Here is a 22,087-nt window from a genome sequence, read left to right on the forward strand (position 1 = left end):
CCTGCGGTGGCGGAGCTCCCCGCCGCGAGCGCTCGCCGCTGCCGCCGGCGACGGCCCGGCCGTCCGGGTCGGTACGATCGGGGGGCGTCGCCGTCACGGCGGCGCCCTCGGCGGCGCTGAGCGTCCGCTGAACCACGAACGAACCTGAGGAGCACTGTCGTGTCCGACGCCGCCGCGCCGCTGTCATCGCCCGCACCCGTCGAGGGGACCACCACGGTGACGGTGACGGAGCCGACGACGGGCACCGAGCTCTTCGCGGACCGACGTGAGGTCGTCGTGATGCGCGTCGACGGTGAGCTGCTCGACCTGTCGCGCGAGCTGGTGCCGGGGACCGCGGTCGAACCCGTGACGGTCGACTCGCCCGACGGTCTGGCCGTGCTGCGCCACAGCGCCGCGCACGTGCTGGCTCAGGCCGTGCAGCAGGTGAACCCGGACGCCCGGCTCGGCATCGGCCCGCCCGTCAAGGACGGCTTCTACTACGACTTCGACGTCGTCGAGCCGTTCACGCCCGACGACCTCAAGAAGCTCGACAAGGCGATGGCCCGCATCATCAAGGAGGGGCAGACGTTCCGCCGCCGGGTCGTCACCGAGGACGAGGCCCGCGCCGAGCTGGCGGACGAGCCGTACAAGCTGGAGCTCATCGGGCTCAAGGGCAGCGCGGCGAGCGCCGGCGACGACGCGGGCGTCTCGGTGGAGGTCGGCGCCGGGGAGCTGACCATCTACGACAACGTCCGCGGCGCCGGGCGCGAGAGCGAGACCGTCGTGTGGTCGGACCTGTGCCGCGGTCCGCACCTGCCGAGCACCAAGCTCATCGGCAACGGCGTGCAGCTCATGCGCTCCGCGGCGGCCTACTGGCGCGGCAGCGAGAAGAACCCGCAGCTGCAGCGCATCTACGGCACCGCCTGGCCCAGCAAGGACGAGCTCAAGGCGCACCTCGAGCGGCTCGCCGAGGCCGAGCGTCGCGACCACCGCCGCCTGGGCAGCGAGCTGGACCTGTTCAGCTTCCCCGACGAGATCGGGTCGGGCCTGGCCGTGTTCCACCCCAAGGGCGCCATGGTGCGCATGGAGATGGAGGAGTACTCGCGCAAGCGCCACGTCGAGTCCGGGTATTCGTTCGTCAACAGCCCGCACATCACCAAGTCGAAGCTGTTCGAGACCTCCGGGCACCTCGACTGGTACGCCGACGGCATGTACCCGCCGATGCACCTGGACGCGGAGCTCGACGACGACGGCACCGTGCGCAAGCCGGGCCAGGACTACTACCTCAAGCCCATGAACTGCCCGATGCACAACCTGATCTTCGACGCGCGGGGCCGCTCGTACCGCGAGCTGCCGCTGCGGCTGTTCGAGTTCGGGACGGTGTACCGGTACGAGAAGTCCGGCGTCGTGCACGGCCTCACCCGGGCCCGCGGCTTCACCCAGGACGACGCGCACATCTACTGCACCCGCGAGCAGATGCGCGACGAGCTCACCTCGCTGCTGACGTTCGTGCTCGACCTGCTGCGCGACTACGGCCTGGACGACTTCTACCTCGAGCTGTCGACCCGCGACCCCGAGAAGTCGGTCGGCGACGACGACAGCTGGGAGGAGGCCACCCGGACGCTGGAGGAGGTGGCCACCGCCTCCGGCCTCGAGCTCGTCCCGGACCCGGGCGGCGCCGCGTTCTACGGCCCCAAGATCTCCGTCCAGGCGCGGGACGCCATCGGCCGGACCTGGCAGATGTCGACCATCCAGCTCGACTTCAACCTTCCGGAGAAGTTCGACCTGCAGTACACCGCCGCGGACGGCACCCGCCAGCGTCCGGTCATGATCCACCGTGCGTTGTTCGGGTCCATCGAGAGGTTCTTCGCGGTGCTGCTCGAGCACTACGCGGGCGCTTTCCCGGCCTGGCTCGCGCCGGTCCAGGTGCTCGCCGTGCCCGTCGCCGACGCCTTCGACGACTACCTCGGAGACGTCGTCGCGCAGCTCCGCGCGCAGGGCATCCGTGCCGAGCTGGACACCTCCGACGACCGCTTCGGCAAGAAGATCCGCAACGCCGCCAAGGAGAAGGTGCCGTTCGTGCTCATCGCGGGCGGGGAGGACGCCGAGGCGGGCGCGGTCTCGTTCCGGTTCCGCGACGGCACGCAGGAGAACGGCGTGCCGGTGGCCGACGCCGTCGAGCGGATCGTGACGGCGGTCCGCGACCGCGAGCAGGTCTGAGCGTGGGCGCGCGGGGCGAGCCCCGTGTCGAGCCGGCGGACCGGTTCGGCCCGCCGGAGGACGACATCGCGCGGCTCTGGACGCCGCACCGGATGGTGTACATCGGCGGGCAGGACAAACCGGCCGACAGCTCGCCGGACGAGTGCCCGTTCTGCCGCATCCCCGCGGGCGACGACGAGCAGGGTCTCGTCGTCGCCCGCGGGGCGGACTGCTTCGCGCTGCTCAACCTGTACCCGTACAACGGTGGTCATCTCATGGTGCTGCCCTACCGGCACGTTTCCGACTACACCGACCTGACGGACGACGAGACGTCGGAGCTGGCGGCCATGACGAAGACCGCGATGCGCGTCCTGCGCGAGGTCTACGCGCCCGCTGGCTTCAACCTCGGGATGAACCAGGGGGAGGCCGCCGGGGCCGGCATCGCGGCGCACCTGCACCAGCACGTGGTCCCGCGCTGGCTCGGCGACGCGAACTTCCTGCCCGTCGTCGGACGGACCAAGGCACTGCCCGAACTGCTCGCGGACACCCGCGCACGGCTCGCCGCGGCGTGGCCCACCCGCTGACCGGCGCCGGGCGCTAGCCTGGCCGCGCCGGGCCGCCGGCACGCACGACGAGACGAGGAGCACCCATGTTCGGCCGCCTGCGGGCCACGATGCAGCGCCTGTTCACCCCTCTGGCGCGGCTGCTGCTCCGCCGTGGGGTGTCGCCGGACGCCGTGACGATCACCGGGACCGTGATCGTCACCGCCCTCGCGCTGACCCTGCTGCCCACCGGTCACCTGACCCTCGGCGCGCTCCTCCTCGGCCTCTTCGTCCTGACGGACTCCCTCGACGGCGTCATGGCCCGGCTCAGCGGTCGCAGCGGTCCGTGGGGGGCCTTCCTCGACTCGACGCTCGACCGCGTCTCCGACGGCGCGGTGTTCGGGGGCCTCACGCTGTGGTTCGCCCTGCACCCCGACGAGCCCTGGGCCGTCGCGGGGACCATGGTCTCCCTGGCGTGCCTGGTACTCGGCTCGGTGGTGCCCTACGCCCGTGCCCGGGCCGAGTCCGTCGGCGCGACGGCGGCCGTCGGTATCGCCGAGCGCTCCGACCGGCTCGTGGTCGCCCTGGTCCCCACCGCGTTCGTCCAGCTGGGCCTGCCGGTAGCCGTCCTGGTCGTCGTGCTCGGGCTGCTCGCGCTCGCCAGCCTGGTCACGGTCGCCCAGCGGGTGCTGACCGTCCGCAGCCAGCTCCTGCCCACCACCGAGGAGGCGTGATGGTCGACCTCGCCGCCGCCTACACCTTCGCCTGGCGCCACGCACCGAAGGTGCCGGAACCGCTGCTGCGGGCCGCGTTCGACGTGGCCGCCGACGTGACCTGGCTGCGCCGCGGCGCGGGCGTGCGCCGGATGGAGGCCAACTACGCCCGGGTGCGCCCCGACCTGGACGAGCGGGCCGTCCGACGGCTCACCCGCGACGGGATGCGGCGCTACCTGCGGTACTTCCGCGAGGCGTTCACGCTCCAGGGCGCCACGCCGGAGCAGCTCGCCGCCCGTGTCCGGGTCGAAGGCCTCGAGCACGTCACCGCGATCACCGACGCCGGCGGTGCGATGTCCCTCGCGCTCGCCCATCTCGGCAACTGGGACCTCGCCGGGGCGTGGGCGTCACCGCGCATCGCGCCGGTGCTGACAGTCGCCGAACGGCTGAAGCCCCCGGCCCTGTTCGAGCAGTTCGTCGACTTCCGGCGCTCCATCGGGATCGACGTGCTGCCGCTCGGCGACGACGGCGTCTTCAAGGGCCTGGTCCGCGGCGCGGAGGACGGCCCCCGGCTCGTGCCGCTGCTGTCCGACCGTGACCTGACGGCCAGCGGTGTCGAGGTGGACCTGTGCGGGCACCGTGCCCGGGTCGCCGCCGGGCCCGCGGCACTCGCCGTGGCCGCGCGCGTACCGCTGATACCCGTCGGGATCCGGCACGAGCGCCTCGCGGGGGAGCGCCGTCGTCGTGCGCGCACCCCCTGGGGCATCGTGATCCGGTTCCACGCGCCCGTCGACCCGCCCGACGGCGGGAGCCGGCGGGCCCAGGTCGCCCGGCTCACCCAGGCCTGGACGGACGTCCTCGGCGAGTACATCGCCCGGCACACCGCCGACTGGCACATGCTGCAGAAGGTGTTCGTCGACGACCTCGACCCGCAGCGGTACGCGCGCACACGCGCCGCGGCCGGGGAGGCATGATGCGGCCGCTGCGCGTGGGCATCGTGTGCCCCTACTCCTTCGACGCCCCCGGTGGCGTGCAGTTCCACGTGCGCGACCTCGCCGAGGCGCTGCGAGCGGCCGGGCACGAGGTCTCGGTCCTGGCGCCCGCGGACGACGATACGGAGGTGCCCGACGTCGTCACCCCGGCCGGGCGCGCCGTCCCGGTCCGCTACAACGGCTCCGTCGCCCGGCTCGCGTTCGGCCCCCGCGCCGCCGCCCGGGTGCGCCGGTGGATCGACACCGGTAGCTTCGACGTGCTGCACCTGCACGAGCCGATGACCCCGTCGCTGTCGATGCTCGCCCTGTGGGTCGCCGAGGGACCGGTCGTGGCGACCTTCCACACCTCCCAGGTGCGCTCGCGGGCACTGCAGGTCGCCCACCCGCTGCTGCGGCAGTCGCTGGAGAAGATTTCCGCCCGCATCGCCGTCTCGGAGGACGCGCGCCGGACGCTCATCGACCATCTGGGCGGCGACGCCGTCGTCATCCCCAACGGGGTGTACGTCGACCGGTTCGCCGTCGGCCCCCGCGACGCGCGCTGGCGCGGGACCCCGCAGGCCCCGACGGTCGCGTTCCTCGGGCGGCTCGACGAGCCCCGCAAGGGCCTGCAGGTCCTGGCCGCCGCGGCGCCCGCGATCCTCGCGGAGGTGCCCGGGACGCGGTTCCTCGTGGCGGGCAAGGGAGACTCCGGCCGCGCGGCCGCCGAGGCCGCGCTCGGGCCGCACGGTGCCGCGTTCGAGTGGCTCGGCGGTGTCAGCGACGACGACAAGGCCGCGCTGCTGCGGTCTGCGGACCTCTACGTGGCTCCGCAGACCGGCGGGGAGAGCTTCGGCATCGTGCTCGTCGAGGCCATGAGCGCCGGCACGGGCGTCGTCGCGAGCGACCTCGGCGCGTTCCGGCGGGTGCTCGACGACGGCACGGCAGGCAGGCTGTTCCGGACCGGCGACGCCGACGACCTGGCGGCCTCCGTGGTCGCCGCGCTCGCCGACGCGACGGACACCGGTGCACGGCGCGAGCGCGCGAGCACCTTCGTGCGCCGCTTCGACTGGGCGACCGTGACGGACCAGGTGCTGGCCGTGTACGAGATGGCGGTCGCCGCGACGGAGGCGCTCGGGACGGGGACCGTGCGGCGGGACCTGCGGGCCGAGCGCTCGTCGTGGCTGCTCGGCCGACGCCCGCGGGCCGACGTGGCAGGTGAGCGATGAGCTGGTCGGAGGTCGCGCTGCTCGCGGTGGTCCTGCTCGGGCTGGCGCTGTGGTGGGTGTGGGTCGCGGCGTCGCGGCTGGACCGGCTGCACCACAAGGTCGTGGCCTCGCGGCTGGCGCTGCAGGCACAGCTCGACCGCCGCGTGCGGACGTCCCTGGACCTGGCGTCGTCCGGGCTGCTGGACCCGGCCAGCTCGGTCCTGCTCGCCGACGCGGCCTTCGCGGTGACGACGGCGGGCGAGCCGCCCGGTGCGGCGGAGGAGGAGGGCGTGCCGGGTCCGCCCGCGGACGCCGAGAGCGTCGCCGTCGTGGGTGGTCCGTCGCCGGCCGAAGCGTTCGCCCTGACCGGGCTGCCGGCCGAGCGCGAGCGCAGCGAGTCCGAGCTGTCGGTGACGCTGCGTTCGGTGCTCGCCGACGCGGACACCGTGGCGGGGCTGCGGTCCTCCGGCCCGGGCGAGGAGCTCGTCGGCGACCTGGCGGGCGCCTGGTACCGGGCCCAGCTCGCCCGCCGGTTCCACAACGAGGCCGTCGCCCAGGCGCAGCGGGCCCGTCGTCCGCGCCGGGCGCGGTGGTTGCGGCTGGCCGGGCGCGCCCCCTGGCCGCAGACGGTGGAGCTGGACGACCAGATGCCGGACGGGATCGACGCCATCTGATGCCCCCGTAGGATGGGAGGCACGACGTGGACCACGTCGGCACGCCCGGTGAGACGCCGGGAGGTGCTCGCAAGAACTCTGTGAGGTTGCGTTGAGCCAGACCACCGGGACCCCGGCCGGCACGAACGGCGTCGGCGAGGTGGGCACGGCCCGCGTCAAGCGGGGCATGGCCGAGATGCTCAAGGGCGGCGTCATCATGGACGTCGTCACCCCCGAGCAGGCCAAGGTCGCCGAGGACGCCGGTGCGGTCGCCGTCATGGCGCTCGAACGGGTACCCGCGGACATCCGCGCCCAGGGCGGCGTCGCCCGGATGTCGGACCCCGACATGATCGAGGGCATCGTGGAGGCCGTGTCGATCCCCGTCATGGCGAAGGCACGCATCGGGCACTTCGTCGAGGCGCAGGTGCTGCAGTCGCTCGGCGTCGACTACGTCGACGAGTCCGAGGTGCTGACCCCCGCCGACTACACCCACCACATCGACAAGTGGGCCTTCACGGTCCCGTTCGTCTGCGGTGCGACCAACCTGGGTGAGGCGCTGCGCCGCATCACCGAGGGCGCGGCGATGATCCGGTCCAAGGGCGAGGCCGGGACGGGCGACGTCTCGAACGCCACCACGCACATGCGCCAGATCCGCCAGCAGATCCGGAACCTGACCTCGCTGCCCACGGACGAGCTGTTCGTCGCCGCGAAGGAGCTGCAGGCGCCGTTCGAGCTCGTCGCGGAGGTCGCCCGGACGGGCAAGCTTCCCGTGGTGCTCTTCACCGCCGGTGGCATCGCCACCCCCGCCGACGCCGCGATGATGATGCAGCTCGGCGCCGAGGGCGTCTTCGTCGGCTCCGGCATCTTCAAGTCCGGCGACCCGGCGGCCCGTGCCAAGGCGATCGTCCAGGCCACCACGTTCCACGACGACCCCGACGTGATCGCCAAGGTCTCCCGCGGGCTGGGTGAGGCGATGGTCGGCATCAACGTCGAGGAGGAGCCGGAGCCCGTCCGGCTCGCCACGCGCGGCTGGTGACGGTCCGCCCCGAGGGCGTCGGTCCGCCCTGACGGACCGGGCGAGGCTCCGTGGACGTGATGTCCGCGGAGCCTCGCTGTCTCCGGAACCGCCGCGCCTCCTCCGCCCGTCCTCCGCAGAGGCGTCGTCAGCGGCGCGGCACGATGCTGGTGCGCCCCTGCCAGCTGCCGTGCTCCGAGAGCGGGCGGAAGCGCAGCACCGCGAACTCGTGGTGGAAGTCGCGCCGCCGACGTTCGACCATGGCGTCCGCGTGCCGTCGGGCCGCCGGGAGGCCGGAGCGGCCGTGCACCATCTCCTCCATCTCGCGCACGCTGCGCCAGGCGGAGAACGTGGCGATGGTGCGTGGAGGCCGGACGGCGGCCAGCGCGAGGGTGGTGCCGGGGTCGTCGCGCACCTGGCGTTCGACCGGCCGGCCCCACCGGATGAACCGGGGCACCTCGGGCAGCCGCATCCGCGCGACGGTCACCGCGACGACGGGCTCGTCCTGGTCCCCGTCGCCCGTGCGTGCGGGCAGGTCGGGCAGGGCTGCGAGCCTGGACCAGCGCCGCAGGAACTCGAGGCGGACGTGCCACCCGGCCGCCAGGTGACGGCCCAGTTCGTCGTCGGACAGGAAGCGTTCCACGGCCTCCTCGTCACGCCACTGCGCGAAGACGGCGATCCGTCGCAGCTGCAGCCGGCCCGGGGAGACGACGGGTGCCCCCAGGCGCATGAGCGCCAGGCACTCGGCGTGGTCGAGTCCCGGCGTGGTGGAGCTCGACGGCGGCCGCAGCAGCGCTCGGGCCGTGCGGACGGTCGGCATCTCGGCGAGGTGGAAGGTGTGGATCACCAGGGCTCCAACAGTTTGCTCGACGACGACGCATTCTCGCAGGTCTTGACACGGCCGGCCGGTGGACGGTGCCGGCCGCTCGGCCGCGCTCCGCGCCGGGCATCTATGCTGAACCGCATGCCGACCCGCGCCAGTGTCTCGTCCTCGCTCGGGCCCGACTGGGTCCTCGGGGAGGACGGCCTGCGGCACCGGCGGGCCGCCCGCGTCATCGTGCTCGACGACGCCGGCCGGGCGCTGCTCGTGCGCGGGCACGACGCCGACCAGCCCGACCGGTCCTGGTGGTTCACCGTCGGCGGCGGCATCGAGCCGAGCGAGTCCGATGCCGCCGCAGCGGTGCGCGAGGTGCGCGAGGAGGCCGGCCTCGAGCTCGCCGAGGACGACCTCGAGGGCCCGGTGATGACCCGCGCCGGGATCTTCCACTTCTTCGCCGAGACGTGCCACCAGGACGAGGTGTTCTTCGTGGCCCGGGTCTCACGGCACGAGCCCACCGACGCCGGGTGGACCGCACAGGAGCGCGACGTCCTCGACGAGATGCGCTGGCTGAGCGTCGCCGAGCTGCGCGCCGAGCGGATCGAGGTCTTCCCGACCGTGCTGCCCGACGTCGTGGAGGCCCTCGCGCACGGCTGGGACGGCGTGGTGCGCCACCTCGGCACCGAGCACGACGATTCGTGACCCCCCACCACCGCGCGCTGCCCGAGGTAATCATCTACCGTGGACGTGAGGGTTCCTTGTCCAAGCCGACGGAGTGGTCGGCATCAACGAGTGGGGGATGAGCATGAACCGTTTGACGAAGGCGGCTGTCGCCACAGGTGCGGCTGCATTGCTGCTGGTGGGAGGAGCGCAAACTCTCGCCTTCTGGACGGCCGAAGGTGCCGCCACGGGGACGGACGTCACCTCCGGTAGCCTCTCGATGACCGACGGCGCCTGCGAAGAGTGGTTGCTCGATGACGGTCTTCCGGTGTCCGTGGGCATCGTGCCCGGCGACACACTCACGTCCGCGTGCACCCTTACGGTCGAGGGCACCGGGGATCACCTTGCCCTCGGCGATATCACGGTCAGCGACCCTGCCTGGGCAACGAGCAACGCCCTCACCACGGCGCTCGACCTCTCGGTGACGTCTGCAACGCTCGACGGAGCCGAACTGACGCTTCCGCTGACCGATCCGGTTCCGGTAGGGACAGCGGACGATCTGGTCGTCACCCTCGAAGCGGTCTTCGACGAGGGCGCCGGCAACGACACGCAGTCGCTCGAGGCCTCGCTGGAGGCCGTGACCGTCCAGGTGACGCAGGCGCACGTCGTGCCGTGATCGGGGCTGGTGGTGCGCAGCGCAGTCAGGCTCGCCGGTCGCGGTGCGGCTCTGCTCGTGGTGGTGGTCGGCGGTGCCGCGCTCCTGCTCGGGGTGGTCGTGCCGCGCCTTGCCGGGGCGACACCATACGTCGTGATGACCGGTTCTATGGAGCCAGCGATCAGCGTCGGAACACTCGTCGTCGTGCGCCCGGTCGAACCGACGCACGTCGGGACGGGCGACGTGATCACGTACCAGCTGCAATCCGGTGAACGGGCTGTGGTGACGCACCGGGTCGTCGGCGTGGGCACGACCGTGGGTGGGGAACCCTCGTTCGTCACCCGAGGAGACGCCAACGAGGCCTCCGACCCGCGCCCGGTCCGGGCCGTGCAGGTCCGCGGGACGGTCTGGTATGCGGTACCACGGCTGGGGTACCTGTCCAGCCTTGCCTCGGGACAGCAGAGGGAGTCGATCGGAACGGTGGTGGCTGTGGGTCTGCTGGGCTACGCGGGCTTCCTCCTCGTCGCGGAACTGCGGGGGCGGCGCACCGGTGGTGAGGTGTGATGGGAGGGCGCGTCCGGATGACCAGCATGTTCACCGCGGTTGCCGCCAGCGTTGGGCTAGTGCTCTTGGCTCCAGCGGCGGACGCCGCGCCGGACGAGCAGAGCGGGGCGGACCTGGGGGCCGTGCTGCTGAGCACCGACGGAGACGCGTGGGCCGAGAGCCTGACGACGCCGCTGCTGGACGAGGCACGCCGGTGGGTGCCGGGCGACGTCGAGGAGACCTCGCTCTTGATCCGGCACACCGGGGGGAGCGATGCCCGGGGGAGAGTCACCGTGGGCGTCGAGGGGGACGCGGATCTCGTCGATGCGATCGATCTGCGGTTGCGGATCGCAGGGACACCGTGGTCCGCGGAGTCGAGTGCTCCGCTCTCGATCGGCGAGGACGAGGTGGTGCCGGTCGACGTCGAGGTGGCGTTCGCCGATGACGCAGGAAATCTCACCCAGCGGTCGACGGCGTGGCTCGCGGTGTCGGTCGAGCTCTCCGCGAGCGGTGTCGGCGGCGCGCAGGAGCGGCCGCCGGGTGTCGCGGTGCTCCCGCGCACCGGTGCGGGTAGTGCGGTACTGCTGGCGGTGGCCGGCGCGATGGCGCTTGTCGGCGTGGTCGCACGCATCGGTATCCGGCGTCGGGGGAGGGTCGATGGCTGACCGTCCAGGTGCAGTGTGGCAAGGAGCCCGTGTTGTCAGCGCTCTCGTCCTCGTCCTCGTCGTCTCCGTCGTCGTGGCTGGACTGGCCTGGGCTCGATGGTCGACCGCGGTGCAGGTGGCGGTGCCAGGAGTCATCACCACGGCGGAGGTCGACGTCCAGGTCGACCGGATCGGAGGCGGGCTCGACGGCCCGGGCGGCACCGTCCAGCTGACATCGTTCCGCCTGCGTGATGCGTTCCCAGGCGAGGGCTATGCGGACGTCGTGACCGTGCGCAACGGCAGCAGCCGGGCAGCCGTGATCACGGCCGAGGTCGTCGTCGCTGACGACCTGGAGCAGGCTCTCGTCACCACGGCAAGTTTCGGTGGGACGGCGGCGGGTTCTTCCTGCTCGTCCGGTGCCGGGCCGACCACCGAGGTGGCTCCGGGTGGCACGGCAGAGCTGTGCCTGGCCGCCGAGGTCTCGGACACGGCGCCGTCGGACACCCAAGGGGCGACCGGAAGGCTCGCCGTGGCGTTGTCGGCGACGCTGGTCGGTAGCGACTGGACGGATGAGGGGACTATCCAGGGCGGCCCGTCGAGCCTCGGTTCGTTGAGCTCCCCACAGCTGGACTGTGACGTCCTGGGCGTTCAATCGGTGTCCTTCACCTGGACCGAAGTTCCTGAGGCGACCGGGTACGTCCTGCACTTCGGGTCAGACGGCTCGCAGACGACGGCCACCTCGGACCGGAGCGAGACGATCAGCGCGCTGATCGAGGGGGGCGTTGCGTGGGTGCGAGCGGAACGCGGCGCATGGACGTCGCCGCCGTCGAACGTACGGGAGTACACCATCGCCGGAGTCGCGTTGTGTGGATGAGGCTCGTGCGTGGCGGTGCAGCACGGGCCCGTACCATGTGCCGGTGCCTGCCACGATCGGAGTCCTCGCCCTGCAGGGTGACGTCCGCGAGCACCAGAGGGCCCTCGAGGCCGCCGGTGCCCGCAGCGTCGCCGTCCGTCGCCGCGCCGAGCTCGAGTCGGTGGACGGCCTGGTGCTGCCCGGTGGCGAGTCCACGACCATCGACAAGTTGCTGCGGATCTTCGAGCTCCACGAGCCGCTCCGCGACGCCGTCGCGTCCGGCCTGCCGGTCTACGGCTCGTGCGCCGGGATGATCCTGCTGGCCGATCGTCTGGTGGGCGGCATCGCGGGCCAGCAGACCGTCGGCGGCATGGACGTGACCGTCCGGCGCAACGCGTTCGGCCGGCAGGTCGACTCCTTCGAGGCTGACCTCGACGTCAGCGGAGTCACCGACGGTCCCGACGACGACGCCGTGCGCGCCGTGTTCATCCGCGCACCGTGGATCGAGGAGGCGGGGCCGGGGGTCGAAGTGCTGGCCCGCATCCCGGACCGCGCGACGGACGGGACGGAGGCGGGTGCGGCCGCCGGTAGGATCGTGGCAGCACGCTCGGGACGACTGCTCGCCACCGCCTTCCACCCGGAGGTCACCGGGGACGGAAGGGTGCACGCGCTGTTCGTCCGTCTTGTCCACGGATCGCGAAGGAGTTAGTCAGGTCATGTCCGGTCACTCGAAGTGGGCCACGACCAAGCACAAGAAGGCCGCGATCGATGCCAAGCGTGGCAAGCTCTTCGCGAAGCTGATCAAGAACATCGAGGTTGCGGCACGCACCGGTGGCGGCGACATGGCGGGCAACCCGACGCTGTTCGACGCCGTCCAGAAGGCGAAGAAGTCCTCGGTGCCGAACGACAACATCGACCGCGCCGTCAAGCGTGGGTCCGGTGAGGGCGCCGACGCCGTCGACTACCAGACGATCATGTACGAGGGCTACGGCAACAACGGCATCGCCGTGCTCGTCGAGTGCCTCACGGACAACAAGAACCGGGCCGCGGCCGAGGTGCGCACGGCGTTCACGCGCAACGGCGGCAACCTGGCCGACCCGGGCTCGGTGTCGTACCTGTTCTCCCGCAAGGGGCTCGTCGTCGTCCCCAAGGCCGAGGGCGTCACCGAGGACGACGTGATGCTCGCGGCGCTCGACGCCGGCGCCGAGGAGGTCACCGACCTCGGCGAGTACATCGAGGTGCTCAGCGAGGCGACGGACCTCGTCGACGTGCGCACGGCGATCGTCGAGGCGGGGATGGAGTACGACTCCGCGGACTCCGTCTGGCACCCCTCGATGCAGGTCGAGGTGGACGTCGAGGGGGCGCGCAAGATCATGCGCCTGATCGACGCCCTCGAGGACAGCGACGACGTCCAGAACGTCTACGCGAACTTCGACGCCTCGGACGAGGTCATGGCGGCCCTCGACGCCGACGACTGACGCGGAGCGCGCCGGAGGGTGCGTGCCGAGGGACGAGGTGCTCGCCCGCAGGGGAGTGCAGCGTCGGGCGGACCGGGTGGTGCGGACGACTGACGCGGAGCGCGCCGGAGGGTGCGTGCCGAGGGACGAGGTGCTCACCCGTAGGGGAGTGCAGCGTCGGTCGGAACCGGTGGTGCTGGGACTGACGCGTGCCCTCCCGGGAACTGTCGGTGCAGCGTGAGACAGTAACGCCGTGCGAGTGCTGGGAGTGGACCCGGGCCTGACCCGGTGCGGAGTGGGAGTCGTCGACTCCCGGCCGGGCCGTCGGGCCGAGCTGGTCGGTGTCGGTGTGCTGCGCACCGCGCCCGAGACGAGCACCGACCTGCGTCTCCTCGAGATCGCGGACGGTCTCGACGGCTGGCTGGACGAGCACGTCCCCGACGTGGTGGCCGTGGAGCGGGTCTTCGCGCAGAACAATCGGGGCACGGTGATGGGGACCGCGCAGGTCGCCGGTCTCGCGATGGTGGCTGCCGCCCGGCGCGGGGTCCCCGTCGCGCTGCACACTCCGAGCGAGGTGAAGGCCGCCGTGACGGGGTCGGGGCGCGCCGGCAAGGAGCAGGTGCAACGCATGGTGGTCAGCATCCTGCGGCTGCGTACCGCCCCGCAGCCGGCCGACGCCGCGGACGCCCTGGCGCTCGCGATCACGCACCTCTGGCGCCCGGCCGGGGCCCTCCAGGGTGGGGACCGCCACGAGGTGACGCCGGCGCAACGCGCCTGGGCGGCGGCGGAACGCGGGACGCGGACCGCGTCGCGGTACCGTACGAGTGTTCGAGGAAAGGAGGCGGCTCGATGATCGCATCCCTGGCCGGCACCGTGGCCCAGGTGTCGCTCGACCGCGCCGTGCTCGACGTGCAGGGGGTCGGGTACCTGGTGCACGCTGCTCCCGCGACGCTGGCCGGGCTCCGCCCCGGTGAACCAGCACGGTTGCAGACGACCCTCGTGGTCCGCGAGGACTCGATGACCCTCTACGGGTTCGCGGACGCCGACGAGCGCGACGTCTTCGAGACCGCTCAGTCCGTCTCGGGCGTCGGCCCGCGCATCGCGCTGGCGATGCTCGCCGTGCTCACCCCCGACGCCCTGCGGCGTGCGATCGCCGCCGAGGACACCGCGTCGCTGCGCCGGGTGCCTGGCATCGGGGCCAAGAGCGCCCAGCGGATCGTGCTCGAGCTGACGGGCAAGCTGGGGGCGCCCGGGGCCGTCGACGGCGCCACCACCGTCGTGGCCGCGGCGGACTCCCGGGGGCAGGTCGTGGACGCGCTGACCGGTCTCGGCTGGTCGTCGAAGGTCGCTGAGGACGCCGTGGCGAAGGTGCTGGCGGACGCGGGGTCCGACGTCGTGGCCGCGGCGGACGTCCCGGGCACGCTGCGTGCCGCGCTGCGACGGCTGGGCCCTCGTGGCTGAGGGCGCGATCGACCCGTCCGAGCTCGGCGAACGTCTGGTCGGTTCCGGCGCGGACGACGTCGAACGGGCCGCCGAGGCCGCGCTGCGGCCCAAGAGGCTCGACGAGTTCGTCGGCCAGCAGGTGGTGCGCGACCAGCTCTCCCTCGTGCTGCAGGCCTCGCTCGCTCGTGACGCCGCCCCGGACCACGTGCTGCTGTCCGGGCCGCCCGGTCTCGGCAAGACGACCCTGGCCATGATCATCGCCGCGGAGCTCGGCACGTCGTTGCGCGTCACCAGCGGACCGGCGATCCAGCACGCCGGCGACCTGGCCGCCGTGCTGTCCTCGCTCGAGGAGGGCGAGGTGCTGTTCATCGACGAGATCCATCGCCTCGCCCGTCCGGCCGAGGAGCTGCTGTACGTGGCGATGGAGGACTTCCGCGTCGACGTCGTGGTCGGCAAGGGTGCCGGCGCCAGCGCGATCCCGCTGGCGTTGCCGCCCTTCACGGTGGTCGGGGCCACGACCCGCTCGGGGCTGCTGCCCGCGCCGCTGCGCGATCGCTTCGGCTTCACGGGGCACCTGGACTTCTATGCCGCGGGCGAGCTGGAGCGTGTCATCCTGCGGTCCGCGGGCCTGCTCGGTGTGGACGTCCGCCACGAGGCCGCGCACGAGATCGCGGGCCGCTCGCGCGGCACGCCGCGGATCGCGAACCGGCTGCTGCGGCGGGTGCGCGACTGGGCGCAGGTGCGCGGCGACGGCGTCCTCGACCTGCGCGCCGCCCGGGCGGCGCTCGAGGTCTACGAGGTCGACCCGATCGGGCTGGACCGGCTCGACCGCGCGGTCCTCAACGCGCTGTGCCGCCGGTTCGGCGGCGGGCCCGTGGGGCTGACCACGATGGCGATGACCGTCGGCGAGGAGCCCGAGACGGTCGAGACCGTGGCCGAGCCGTACCTGGTGCGCGAGGGGCTGGTGGCGCGCACTCCCCGGGGGAGGGTCGCGACCGCCGAGGCGTGGGCTCATCTCGGGCTCGAACCGCCTGCGGGCACCTGGGCGTCCGGCAGCGGGACGGTGGAACCGGGAACCACGGGGCGGTCGCGGACGTTGTTCGACGAGGTCTGAGGCCGCGTCGAGCGACCTCTAGACTGAGTAGACACCCGCACCCCGGCTGAAGGACTGACGCTACGTGGACCCCTCCATCATCATCCTCTTCGTCGTGCTGGCGGCGCTCATGTTCTTCATGAGCTCGCGCACGCGCAAGCAGCAGAAGCAGCAGGCGCAGTTCCGCTCTGCGCTCGCACCGGGTCAGGAGGTCATGACCGGGTCGGGGATGGTGGGTACCGTCGTCGAGATCGACGACGAGGCCGACACCATCACGATCGAGTCCACGCCGGGCACCCAGACGCGCTGGCTGCGCGCCGCGATCGCGAAGCGGATGGACACCCCGGTCGAGGACACCGAGGACGACGGGGCCGAGACCTCGGAGGCTGCGGACGATGCAGGTAGCATCGCCTCCGCAGACGGTAACGTCGACGTTCCTGACGACCTCTCCGGCCTGGACACCGCGCAGCGGGAGTACAGGGAGGGCAAGCGCCGGGAGAACGGCGAGACCGAGGACAAGTGACCTCTGCGCCGGCCGGGTCCGCCCGGCCGGCGCCATCACGCGTCGGCCACGGCGGCCGCGCGCACACGGGAAGAGAACCAAGTGGCCAACTCCAGCACGCAGCGATCGCGTCCGGTACGCACGCTCGTGGTCTTCGCGATCCTGTCCATGGTGGTGCCGTTCGCGGCGTTGCTCGCCGGGGTCTACCTCGATCCTCAGACCGAGGAGGACCCGGGCGGCGCGAGCATGACCCCGGGCCTCGCCCTCGACCTGCAGGGTGGCACCCAGATCATCCTGACGCCGGTCTCCACCGACGGCTCGGAGATCACCGAGGAGTCGATCAACGAGTCGATCAACGTCATCCGCCAGCGCATCGACTCCTCCGGTGTCGCCGAGGCCGAGATCGTCAACCAGGGTGGCGAGAACATCGTCGTGAGCATCCCGGGCGAGGTGGACCAGGCCACCATCGACCTGGTGTCGCAGCCGGCGCAGATGCGTTTCCGGCCCGTGCTCACCTACGCGATGGGCCTTCCCGCCGACGAGACGGCCACGGACGACGAGGCCGCGACCGAGGACGAGGCCGCCACGGAGGACGAGGCGGCGACCGAGGACGGCGCCGAGGACGACGTCGACGCCCGGATCGCCGAGGAGGCCGCCGAGATCGAGCCGACCGACCCCTCCGACCTGGCGCAGATCACCCCCGCCGTGCAGGAGAAGTTCGACGCGCTGGACTGCACGGACCCGAACAACCTGGTCGGCGGCGGCGGTGACGACCCGGACCAGGTCCTGGTCGCCTGCTCGAACGACGGCAGCTTCATGAAGTACGTCCTGGGACCGATGGAGGTCGACGGGACGCACGTCACCACGGCGAGCTCGGGCCTGGTCCCGGGCCCGAACGGCTCGGTCACCAACGAGTGGGGCGTCTTCATCGAGATGGACGCCGAGGGTACCGAGCAGTTCCGTGAGACGACGGAGCGCCTGCAGGGCCTCGAGCCCCCGCGCAACCAGTTCGGCATCGTCCTGGACGGCCTCGTGATCTCGGCGCCGTCCCTCGATCCCGGCGTCATCATCTCCGACGGGCGTCCGCAGATCTCGGGCAACTTCACCCGCGACTCGGCGGCGACGCTGGCCAACCAGCTGAGCTTCGGTTCGTTGCCCATCGCCTACGAGGTGCAGAGCCAGGAGACCATCTCGGCGACCCTCGGTTCGGAGCAGCTGCGCAACGGTCTGCTCGCCGGCCTCGTCGGCATGGCCCTGGTCGTCGTGTACTCGCTCTTCCAGTACCGGACGCTCGGGCTGGTGACGGTGGGATCCCTGCTGGTGGCGGGTGTCATCACCTACCTGTCGATCGCCCTGCTGTCCTGGGGGATCGGCTACCGGCTCTCGCTGGCCGGTGTCGCCGGTCTGATCGTCGCGATCGGGTTCACGGCGGACTCGTTCATCGTCTACTTCGAACGTATCCGCGACGAGATGCGCGACGGACGTTCCATGGCCATGGCGGTCGAGCGCGGCTGGCGGCGGGCCAAGCGCACCGTCCTCGCCGCCAAGTCGGTGACGCTGATCTCCGCGATCGTGCTCTACTTCCTGGCCGTCGGTGGCGTGCAGGGCTTCGCCTTCACGCTCGGCCTGACGACGATCATCGACATCGCCGTGGTGTTCTGGTTCACGCACCCGATGCTGCAGCTGTTGACGAAGGTCCCGTTCTTCCGCGACGGGCACTCCTGGTCCGGGCTCTCGCCCGACCGGCTGCGGGCCGTCGGGACACGGTACGTCGGCGCGGGCCGGGTCTCGGCACCCGCACCGACCGCCACCGAGCCGTCGCCCGCCGACAAGACGCCGGAGCCCGCCCTCGCAGGTGCGGGCACCCGGCCGGTGCCCACCACCGACCCGTCGGGGCGGCGCCTGACGATCGCCGAGCGACGGGCTGCCGAGCGCAGGGCGACCGCCGAAGCCGGTGACGGACCACCGGACGGTTCACCAGGCGCGCTACGTACCGAGGACGCCGGCTCCGGCGAGAACGAGGAGAACCGCTGATGGCCGGCAGCATGACCTTCGCCCAGTGGGGCAACGACCTGTACACGGGTCGTCGCTCCTACCCGATCATCGCCCAGCGCAGGATCTGGTTCTCGATCGTCGCGGTCCTCGGGCTCGCCTCGATCCTGATCCTGTTCGTCAAGCCCCTCGTTCTCGGTATCGACTTCCGTGGTGGTACCGAGTTCACGGTCAACAACACGAGCTCGACCGAGCAGTCCGTGGCGGTCGACGCCGTGCAGCAGGTGCTGCCCGAGGACGAGCCGCGCGTCGCGGTCGTCGGTGGCAGCGCCGTACGGGTGCAGACCGACATCGTCGAGGACGCCGAGGGCGCCGCCATCGCGGAGGCGCTGGCGGACGGCTACGGCGTCGACGTGGCCGACGTCGACCAGTCCTTCGTCGGCCCCACCTGGGGCGAGTCGGTCTCGGAGCGGGCCCTGTGGGGCGTCGTCGTCTTCGTCCTGCTGGCGGCCGCCTTCATGGCCGTCTACTTCCGGGCGTGGCGCATGTCGGTGGCGGGTATCCTCGCGATGCTGTCCGACCTGCTCATCTCGGCGGGGATCTACGCGCTCGTCGGGTGGGAGGTCACGCCCTCGACGATCATCGGCTTCCTGACCATCCTCGGCTTCTCGCTGTACGACAAGATGGTCGTGTTCGACAAGGTGCGCGAGAACACCACCGGGGTGCTCGACCAGTCGCGCAACACCTACGCCGAGCGCGCCAACCTGGCCGTCAACCAGACGCTGGTCCGCTCCATCAACACGTCGGTGGTGGCGCTGCTGCCGGTCGCCGGCATCCTGTTCCTCGGAGCGCTGTGGCTGGGCGCCGGGACGCTGCGCGACCTGTCGCTGTCCCTGTTCGTGGGCATCGCCGTCGGCGCCGCGTCGTCGATCTTCCTGGCGACGCCGCTGGACGTGGCGCTGCGCGAGCGGGAGCCCAAGTACCGCGAGCACACGCAGCGGGTCCTCGCGGCCCGCCAGGAGATGGCCGCGTCGGGCGGCGAGGAGGCCGAGCTCGCGGCGGCGGCCGCCGGTCGCTCGCAGCTGATCCCCGGCCACCACCAGGGAAACGCTGCGCAGCCGAGGCGCAAGCGTGCCCGGTGAGGTCGCGGGTCTGAGCGACGACATCTCGTTGGTCGCCCTGGCCGGGCTCGGCCCGGTCAGGGCGGCCGAGGTCCGCGCGCTGATCCGCGACGTGCCGGACTATCCGCACCCGCCCGTCGTGTTCCGGGACATCACCCCGTTGCTGGCGGACGGGCCGGCGCTGGCGGACGTGATCGAGGCGTTCGCCGTGCTCGCCGAGGCCGATGGTGGGATCGACGTCGTGGCCGGCATGGAGGCGCGCGGCTTCCTCCTGGGTGCGCCGCTCGCCACGCGCCTCGGCGTCGGGTTCGTGCCGCTGCGCAAGGCGGGCAAGCTGCCGCCGCCGGTGGAGAGCGTCGACTACGACCTCGAGTACGGTTCCGCGTCGATCGAGTTGCGGGCGGGAACACTTCGGCCGGGTGCCCGTGTTCTCCTGGTGGACGACGTGCTGGCCACCGGTGGGACCGCCCGTGCGGCCGCCGACCTGGTCGAGCGGTGCGGCGGCGAGGTCGCCGGGCTGGCGTTCCTCCTCGAGCTCGCCGGTCTGGGCGGGCGGGAACGGCTCGCCGGAAGGACGGTCGACACCCTGCTGCGAGTGGGGTCGTAGACTTGCCGTCCCGGACGTCGCCTGGTCGGCGTTGGTGGAAGGAGGTGCCCGTGAGCGACGAGACGCAGGTCAAGCGCGCCGCGGAGGCGCCTCGCCCCGGCACGGGCAACCGTGTGCGCAACCGCCTCGTGCGGCTGGGTGTGCGAGGCGCGCCGGCGAGCACACCGGCCCTGGAACCGCTGCTGCAGGCCGTGCGGACGAACCACCCCAAGAGCGACCTGAGCATGCTCGAGCGCGCGTATGCCACGGCGGAGAAGGCTCACCGCGGTCAGCAGCGCAAGTCCGGTGACCCCTACATCACGCACCCGGTCGCGGTGTCGACGATCCTCGCCGAGCTGGGATTCGACGGCGCGACGCTCGCCGCGGCCCTGCTGCACGACACGGTGGAGGACACGGACTACTCGCTCGAGGACCTCACCGGGGACTTCGGCAGCGAGATCGCGATGCTCGTCGACGGTGTCACGAAGCTCGACAAGGTCACCTACGGGGACGCCGCGCAGGCCGAGACGGTGCGCAAGATGGTCGTCGCGATGGCCAAGGACATCCGCGTGCTGGTCATCAAGCTCGCCGACCGGCTGCACAACGCGCGCACGTGGAAGTACGTGTCGGGCTCCTCGGCGTCGCGCAAGGCGCGCGAGACCCTCGAGATCTACGCGCCTTTGGCGCACCGTCTCGGGATGAACACGATCAAGTGGGAGCTGGAGGACCTGTCCTTCCAGACCCTGTACCCCAAGGTCTACGACGAGATCGTGCACCTGGTGGCGGAACGGGCGCCGGCCCGCGAGGAGTACCTCGGGGTCGTGCGCGAGCAGATCTCCGCGGACCTGCGGGGCGCCAAGATCCGCGCCACCGTGACGGGTCGGCCGAAGCACTACTACTCGATCTACCAGAAGATGATAGTGCGCGGGCACGACTTCGCGGAGATCTACGACCTGGTCGGGACGCGGGTCCTGGTCGACTCGGTGCGGGACTGCTACGCGGCGCTGGGTGCGCTGCACGCGCGGTGGAACCCGGTGCCGGGCCGGTTCAAGGACTACATCGCGATGCCGAAGTTCAACATGTACCAGTCGTTGCACACGACGGTCGTGGGGCCCGGCGGCAAGCCGGTGGAGATTCAGATCCGGACCCACGACATGCACCGGCGGGCGGAGTACGGCGTCGCGGCGCACTGGAAGTACAAGGAGTCCGCGCGGGCCGCGAAGGACGCGCCGAAGGATCCGCGCGCCAACGACATGGCCTGGCTGCGACAGCTGGTCGACTGGCAGCGCGAGACGGCGGACCCGGGGGAGTTCCTGGACTCGCTGCGCTACGAGATCGGTGCGGCAGAGGTCTACGTGTTCACCCCCAAGGGGGAGGTCATGGCGTTGCCCGCGGGCGCCACGCCGGTCGACTTCGCCTACTCGGTTCACACCGAGGTGGGGCACCGCACCATGGGTGCCCGGGTGAACGGACGGCTCGTGCCGCTCGACTCGCCGCTGCAGAACGGTGACGTCGTCGAGGTGCTGACCTCCAAGGCCGACACGGCGGGTCCGTCCCAGGACTGGCTCGCCTTCGTCAAGTCCGGCCGGGCGCGCAACAAGATCCGCCAGTGGTTCACCAAGGAGCGGCGTGAGGAGGCGGTCGAGCGCGGCAAGGAAGCGATCACCAAGGCGATGCGCAAGCAGAACCTGCCGATCCAGCGCCTGCTGAGCCACGAGACGCTGGTCGGGCTGGCCAACGAGTTGCGGTACGCGGACGTCACGGCGCTGTACGCCGCGGTCGGTGAGAACAACGTCTCGGCGCAGCACGTCGTCGAGTCCCTCGTGAAGTCGTTGGGCGGCGAGGACGGCACCGCGGAGGACACCGCGGAGGTGGCCCGGCCCGGTCAGCCGACGCGTCGCTCGCGGTCGACCGGCGACCCCGGGGTCGCCGTCAAGGGCGTCGACGACATCTGGGTCAAGCTCGCGAAGTGCTGCACCCCGGTGCCCGGCGACGAGATCGTCGGGTTCATCACCCGGGGGGCTGGTGTGAGCGTTCACCGCGCCGACTGCGCGAACGTCGTCCAGCTGAGGTCCCAGCCGGAGCGGCTGGTCGACGTCGAGTGGACCACCGGGGCGAACACGATGTTCCTCGTCCAGATCCAGGTCGAGGCGCTCGACCGGTCACGGCTGCTGTCGGACGTCACCCGCGTGCTCTCCGACCATCACGTCAACATCCTGTCGGCCACCGTGTCGACCTCGACCGACCGGATCGCGATCTCCCGGTTCGTCTTCGAGATGGCCGAGCCGGCGCACCTGCAGCAGGTGCTGGCCGCGGCACGCAAGATCGACGGTGTGTTCGACGTCTACCGGATCACCGGGACGAAGGCGGCCGACGTGGGCAGCGTCGCGCCGGAGGCCCCCGCGGACGCCTGAGCCCGCGCGGAGGACAGCCCCACGGCGTAG

At 71.9% G+C, this 22,087-nt stretch carries 23 protein-coding genes; 22 read left to right on the plus strand and 1 reads right to left on the minus strand.

The genetic code is table 11. The features are described from left to right. Positions 1-180: 180 nt before the first annotated feature. The 7 genes from thrS to pdxS all read left to right on the plus strand — a co-directional run bounded on the left by thrS (position 181) and on the right by pdxS (position 7,298). Positions 181-2,199, plus strand: a complete 2,019-nt coding sequence (thrS, locus tag AC3RJ8_RS08085) for a threonine--tRNA ligase (RefSeq protein ID WP_489715600.1) — start codon at positions 181-183, stop codon at positions 2,197-2,199. Positions 2,200-2,201: 2 nt separating this feature from the next. Beyond that, on the plus strand, positions 2,202-2,762 hold the full coding sequence (locus AC3RJ8_RS08090) for an HIT family protein (RefSeq protein WP_489715381.1): 561 nt from the start codon (positions 2,202-2,204) through the stop codon (positions 2,760-2,762). Positions 2,763-2,827: 65 nt separating this feature from the next. Further along, positions 2,828-3,454 carry a phosphatidylinositol phosphate synthase gene (gene pgsA / locus AC3RJ8_RS08095; RefSeq protein WP_489715382.1) on the plus strand — a complete coding sequence of 209 codons (627 nt, stop codon included), beginning with the start codon at positions 2,828-2,830 and terminating at the stop codon, positions 3,452-3,454. Continuing rightward, positions 3,451-4,407 (plus strand): phosphatidylinositol mannoside acyltransferase, encoded by a 957-nt coding sequence (locus AC3RJ8_RS08100; RefSeq protein ID WP_489715383.1) that lies wholly within the window; start codon positions 3,451-3,453, stop codon positions 4,405-4,407. Before pgsA ends, AC3RJ8_RS08100 begins: the two co-directional genes overlap by 4 nt. Beyond that, positions 4,404-5,630, plus strand: coding sequence for a glycosyltransferase family 4 protein (locus AC3RJ8_RS08105; protein ID WP_489715384.1), 1,227 nt, complete (start codon positions 4,404-4,406; stop codon positions 5,628-5,630). The genes AC3RJ8_RS08100 and AC3RJ8_RS08105 overlap by 4 nt, the downstream gene beginning before the upstream one ends. Then, positions 5,627-6,283, plus strand: coding sequence for a hypothetical protein (locus AC3RJ8_RS08110; RefSeq protein WP_489715385.1), 657 nt, complete (start codon positions 5,627-5,629; stop codon positions 6,281-6,283). The genes AC3RJ8_RS08105 and AC3RJ8_RS08110 overlap by 4 nt, the downstream gene beginning before the upstream one ends. Before the next feature lie 91 nt (positions 6,284-6,374). Beyond that, the gene (gene pdxS / locus AC3RJ8_RS08115; RefSeq protein WP_489715386.1) at positions 6,375-7,298 is read left to right on the plus strand and encodes a pyridoxal 5'-phosphate synthase lyase subunit PdxS; all 924 of its coding nucleotides are present in this window, start codon (positions 6,375-6,377) and stop codon (positions 7,296-7,298) included. A 127-nt stretch (positions 7,299-7,425) separates the two neighbouring features. Here the strand turns inward: pdxS and AC3RJ8_RS08120 are convergent, their stop codons facing one another. Further along, complete coding sequence (locus tag AC3RJ8_RS08120; protein WP_489715387.1) at positions 7,426-8,124, minus strand: hypothetical protein; 699 nt, start codon at positions 8,122-8,124, stop codon at positions 7,426-7,428. A gap of 117 nt (positions 8,125-8,241) precedes the next feature. Between AC3RJ8_RS08120 and AC3RJ8_RS08125 the strand changes: the two genes are divergently transcribed. The 15 genes from AC3RJ8_RS08125 (at position 8,242) to AC3RJ8_RS08195 (ending at position 22,057) form a co-directional block, all read left to right on the plus strand. Next, positions 8,242-8,796 (plus strand): NUDIX hydrolase, encoded by a 555-nt coding sequence (locus AC3RJ8_RS08125; RefSeq protein WP_489715388.1) that lies wholly within the window; start codon positions 8,242-8,244, stop codon positions 8,794-8,796. A 97-nt stretch (positions 8,797-8,893) separates the two neighbouring features. Next, positions 8,894-9,430, plus strand: coding sequence for an alternate-type signal peptide domain-containing protein (locus AC3RJ8_RS08130; RefSeq protein ID WP_489715389.1), 537 nt, complete (start codon positions 8,894-8,896; stop codon positions 9,428-9,430). Between the two features lie 9 nt (positions 9,431-9,439). After that, positions 9,440-9,973 (plus strand): signal peptidase I, encoded by a 534-nt coding sequence (locus AC3RJ8_RS08135; protein ID WP_489715390.1) that lies wholly within the window; start codon positions 9,440-9,442, stop codon positions 9,971-9,973. Positions 9,974-9,990: 17 nt separating this feature from the next. Further along, positions 9,991-10,617 carry an LPXTG cell wall anchor domain-containing protein gene (locus tag AC3RJ8_RS08140; RefSeq protein ID WP_489715391.1) on the plus strand — a complete coding sequence of 209 codons (627 nt, stop codon included), beginning with the start codon at positions 9,991-9,993 and terminating at the stop codon, positions 10,615-10,617. Then, positions 10,610-11,470: a hypothetical protein gene (locus AC3RJ8_RS08145; RefSeq protein WP_489715392.1), complete on the plus strand. Its 861-nt coding sequence runs from the start codon at positions 10,610-10,612 to the stop codon at positions 11,468-11,470. Before AC3RJ8_RS08140 ends, AC3RJ8_RS08145 begins: the two co-directional genes overlap by 8 nt. A gap of 43 nt (positions 11,471-11,513) precedes the next feature. Continuing rightward, a complete protein-coding gene (gene pdxT, locus AC3RJ8_RS08150; RefSeq protein ID WP_489715393.1) occupies positions 11,514-12,158 on the plus strand; it encodes a pyridoxal 5'-phosphate synthase glutaminase subunit PdxT in 645 nt (214 codons plus the stop codon). Between the two features lie 7 nt (positions 12,159-12,165). After that, positions 12,166-12,927: a YebC/PmpR family DNA-binding transcriptional regulator gene (locus AC3RJ8_RS08155; RefSeq protein WP_407317727.1), complete on the plus strand. Its 762-nt coding sequence runs from the start codon at positions 12,166-12,168 to the stop codon at positions 12,925-12,927. Between the two features lie 232 nt (positions 12,928-13,159). Beyond that, the gene (gene ruvC, locus AC3RJ8_RS08160; RefSeq protein WP_489715394.1) at positions 13,160-13,759 is read left to right on the plus strand and encodes a crossover junction endodeoxyribonuclease RuvC; all 600 of its coding nucleotides are present in this window, start codon (positions 13,160-13,162) and stop codon (positions 13,757-13,759) included. Beyond that, complete coding sequence (gene ruvA, locus AC3RJ8_RS08165) at positions 13,756-14,367, plus strand: Holliday junction branch migration protein RuvA (RefSeq protein WP_489715395.1); 612 nt, start codon at positions 13,756-13,758, stop codon at positions 14,365-14,367. The genes ruvC and ruvA overlap by 4 nt, the downstream gene beginning before the upstream one ends. Beyond that, positions 14,360-15,463: a Holliday junction branch migration DNA helicase RuvB gene (gene ruvB, locus AC3RJ8_RS08170; RefSeq protein WP_489715396.1), complete on the plus strand. Its 1,104-nt coding sequence runs from the start codon at positions 14,360-14,362 to the stop codon at positions 15,461-15,463. Before ruvA ends, ruvB begins: the two co-directional genes overlap by 8 nt. A 64-nt stretch (positions 15,464-15,527) precedes the next feature. After that, a complete protein-coding gene (gene yajC, locus AC3RJ8_RS08175; protein WP_489715397.1) occupies positions 15,528-15,965 on the plus strand; it encodes a preprotein translocase subunit YajC in 438 nt (145 codons plus the stop codon). An 81-nt stretch (positions 15,966-16,046) separates the two neighbouring features. Beyond that, complete coding sequence (gene secD, locus AC3RJ8_RS08180; RefSeq protein ID WP_489715398.1) at positions 16,047-17,978, plus strand: protein translocase subunit SecD; 1,932 nt, start codon at positions 16,047-16,049, stop codon at positions 17,976-17,978. Beyond that, a complete protein-coding gene (gene secF, locus AC3RJ8_RS08185) occupies positions 17,978-19,078 on the plus strand; it encodes a protein translocase subunit SecF (RefSeq protein ID WP_489715399.1) in 1,101 nt (366 codons plus the stop codon). Before secD ends, secF begins: the two co-directional genes overlap by 1 nt. Positions 19,079-19,088: 10 nt before the next feature. Then, on the plus strand, positions 19,089-19,664 hold the full coding sequence (locus AC3RJ8_RS08190; RefSeq protein WP_489715601.1) for an adenine phosphoribosyltransferase: 576 nt from the start codon (positions 19,089-19,091) through the stop codon (positions 19,662-19,664). Positions 19,665-19,714: 50 nt separating this feature from the next. After that, positions 19,715-22,057: a RelA/SpoT family protein gene (locus AC3RJ8_RS08195; RefSeq protein WP_489715400.1), complete on the plus strand. Its 2,343-nt coding sequence runs from the start codon at positions 19,715-19,717 to the stop codon at positions 22,055-22,057. The last annotated feature ends 30 nt before the right edge of the window (positions 22,058-22,087 follow it).

Source organism: Isoptericola sp. MSGPD8_1_ISO-PGPR-S23-394 (genome assembly GCF_058072785.1).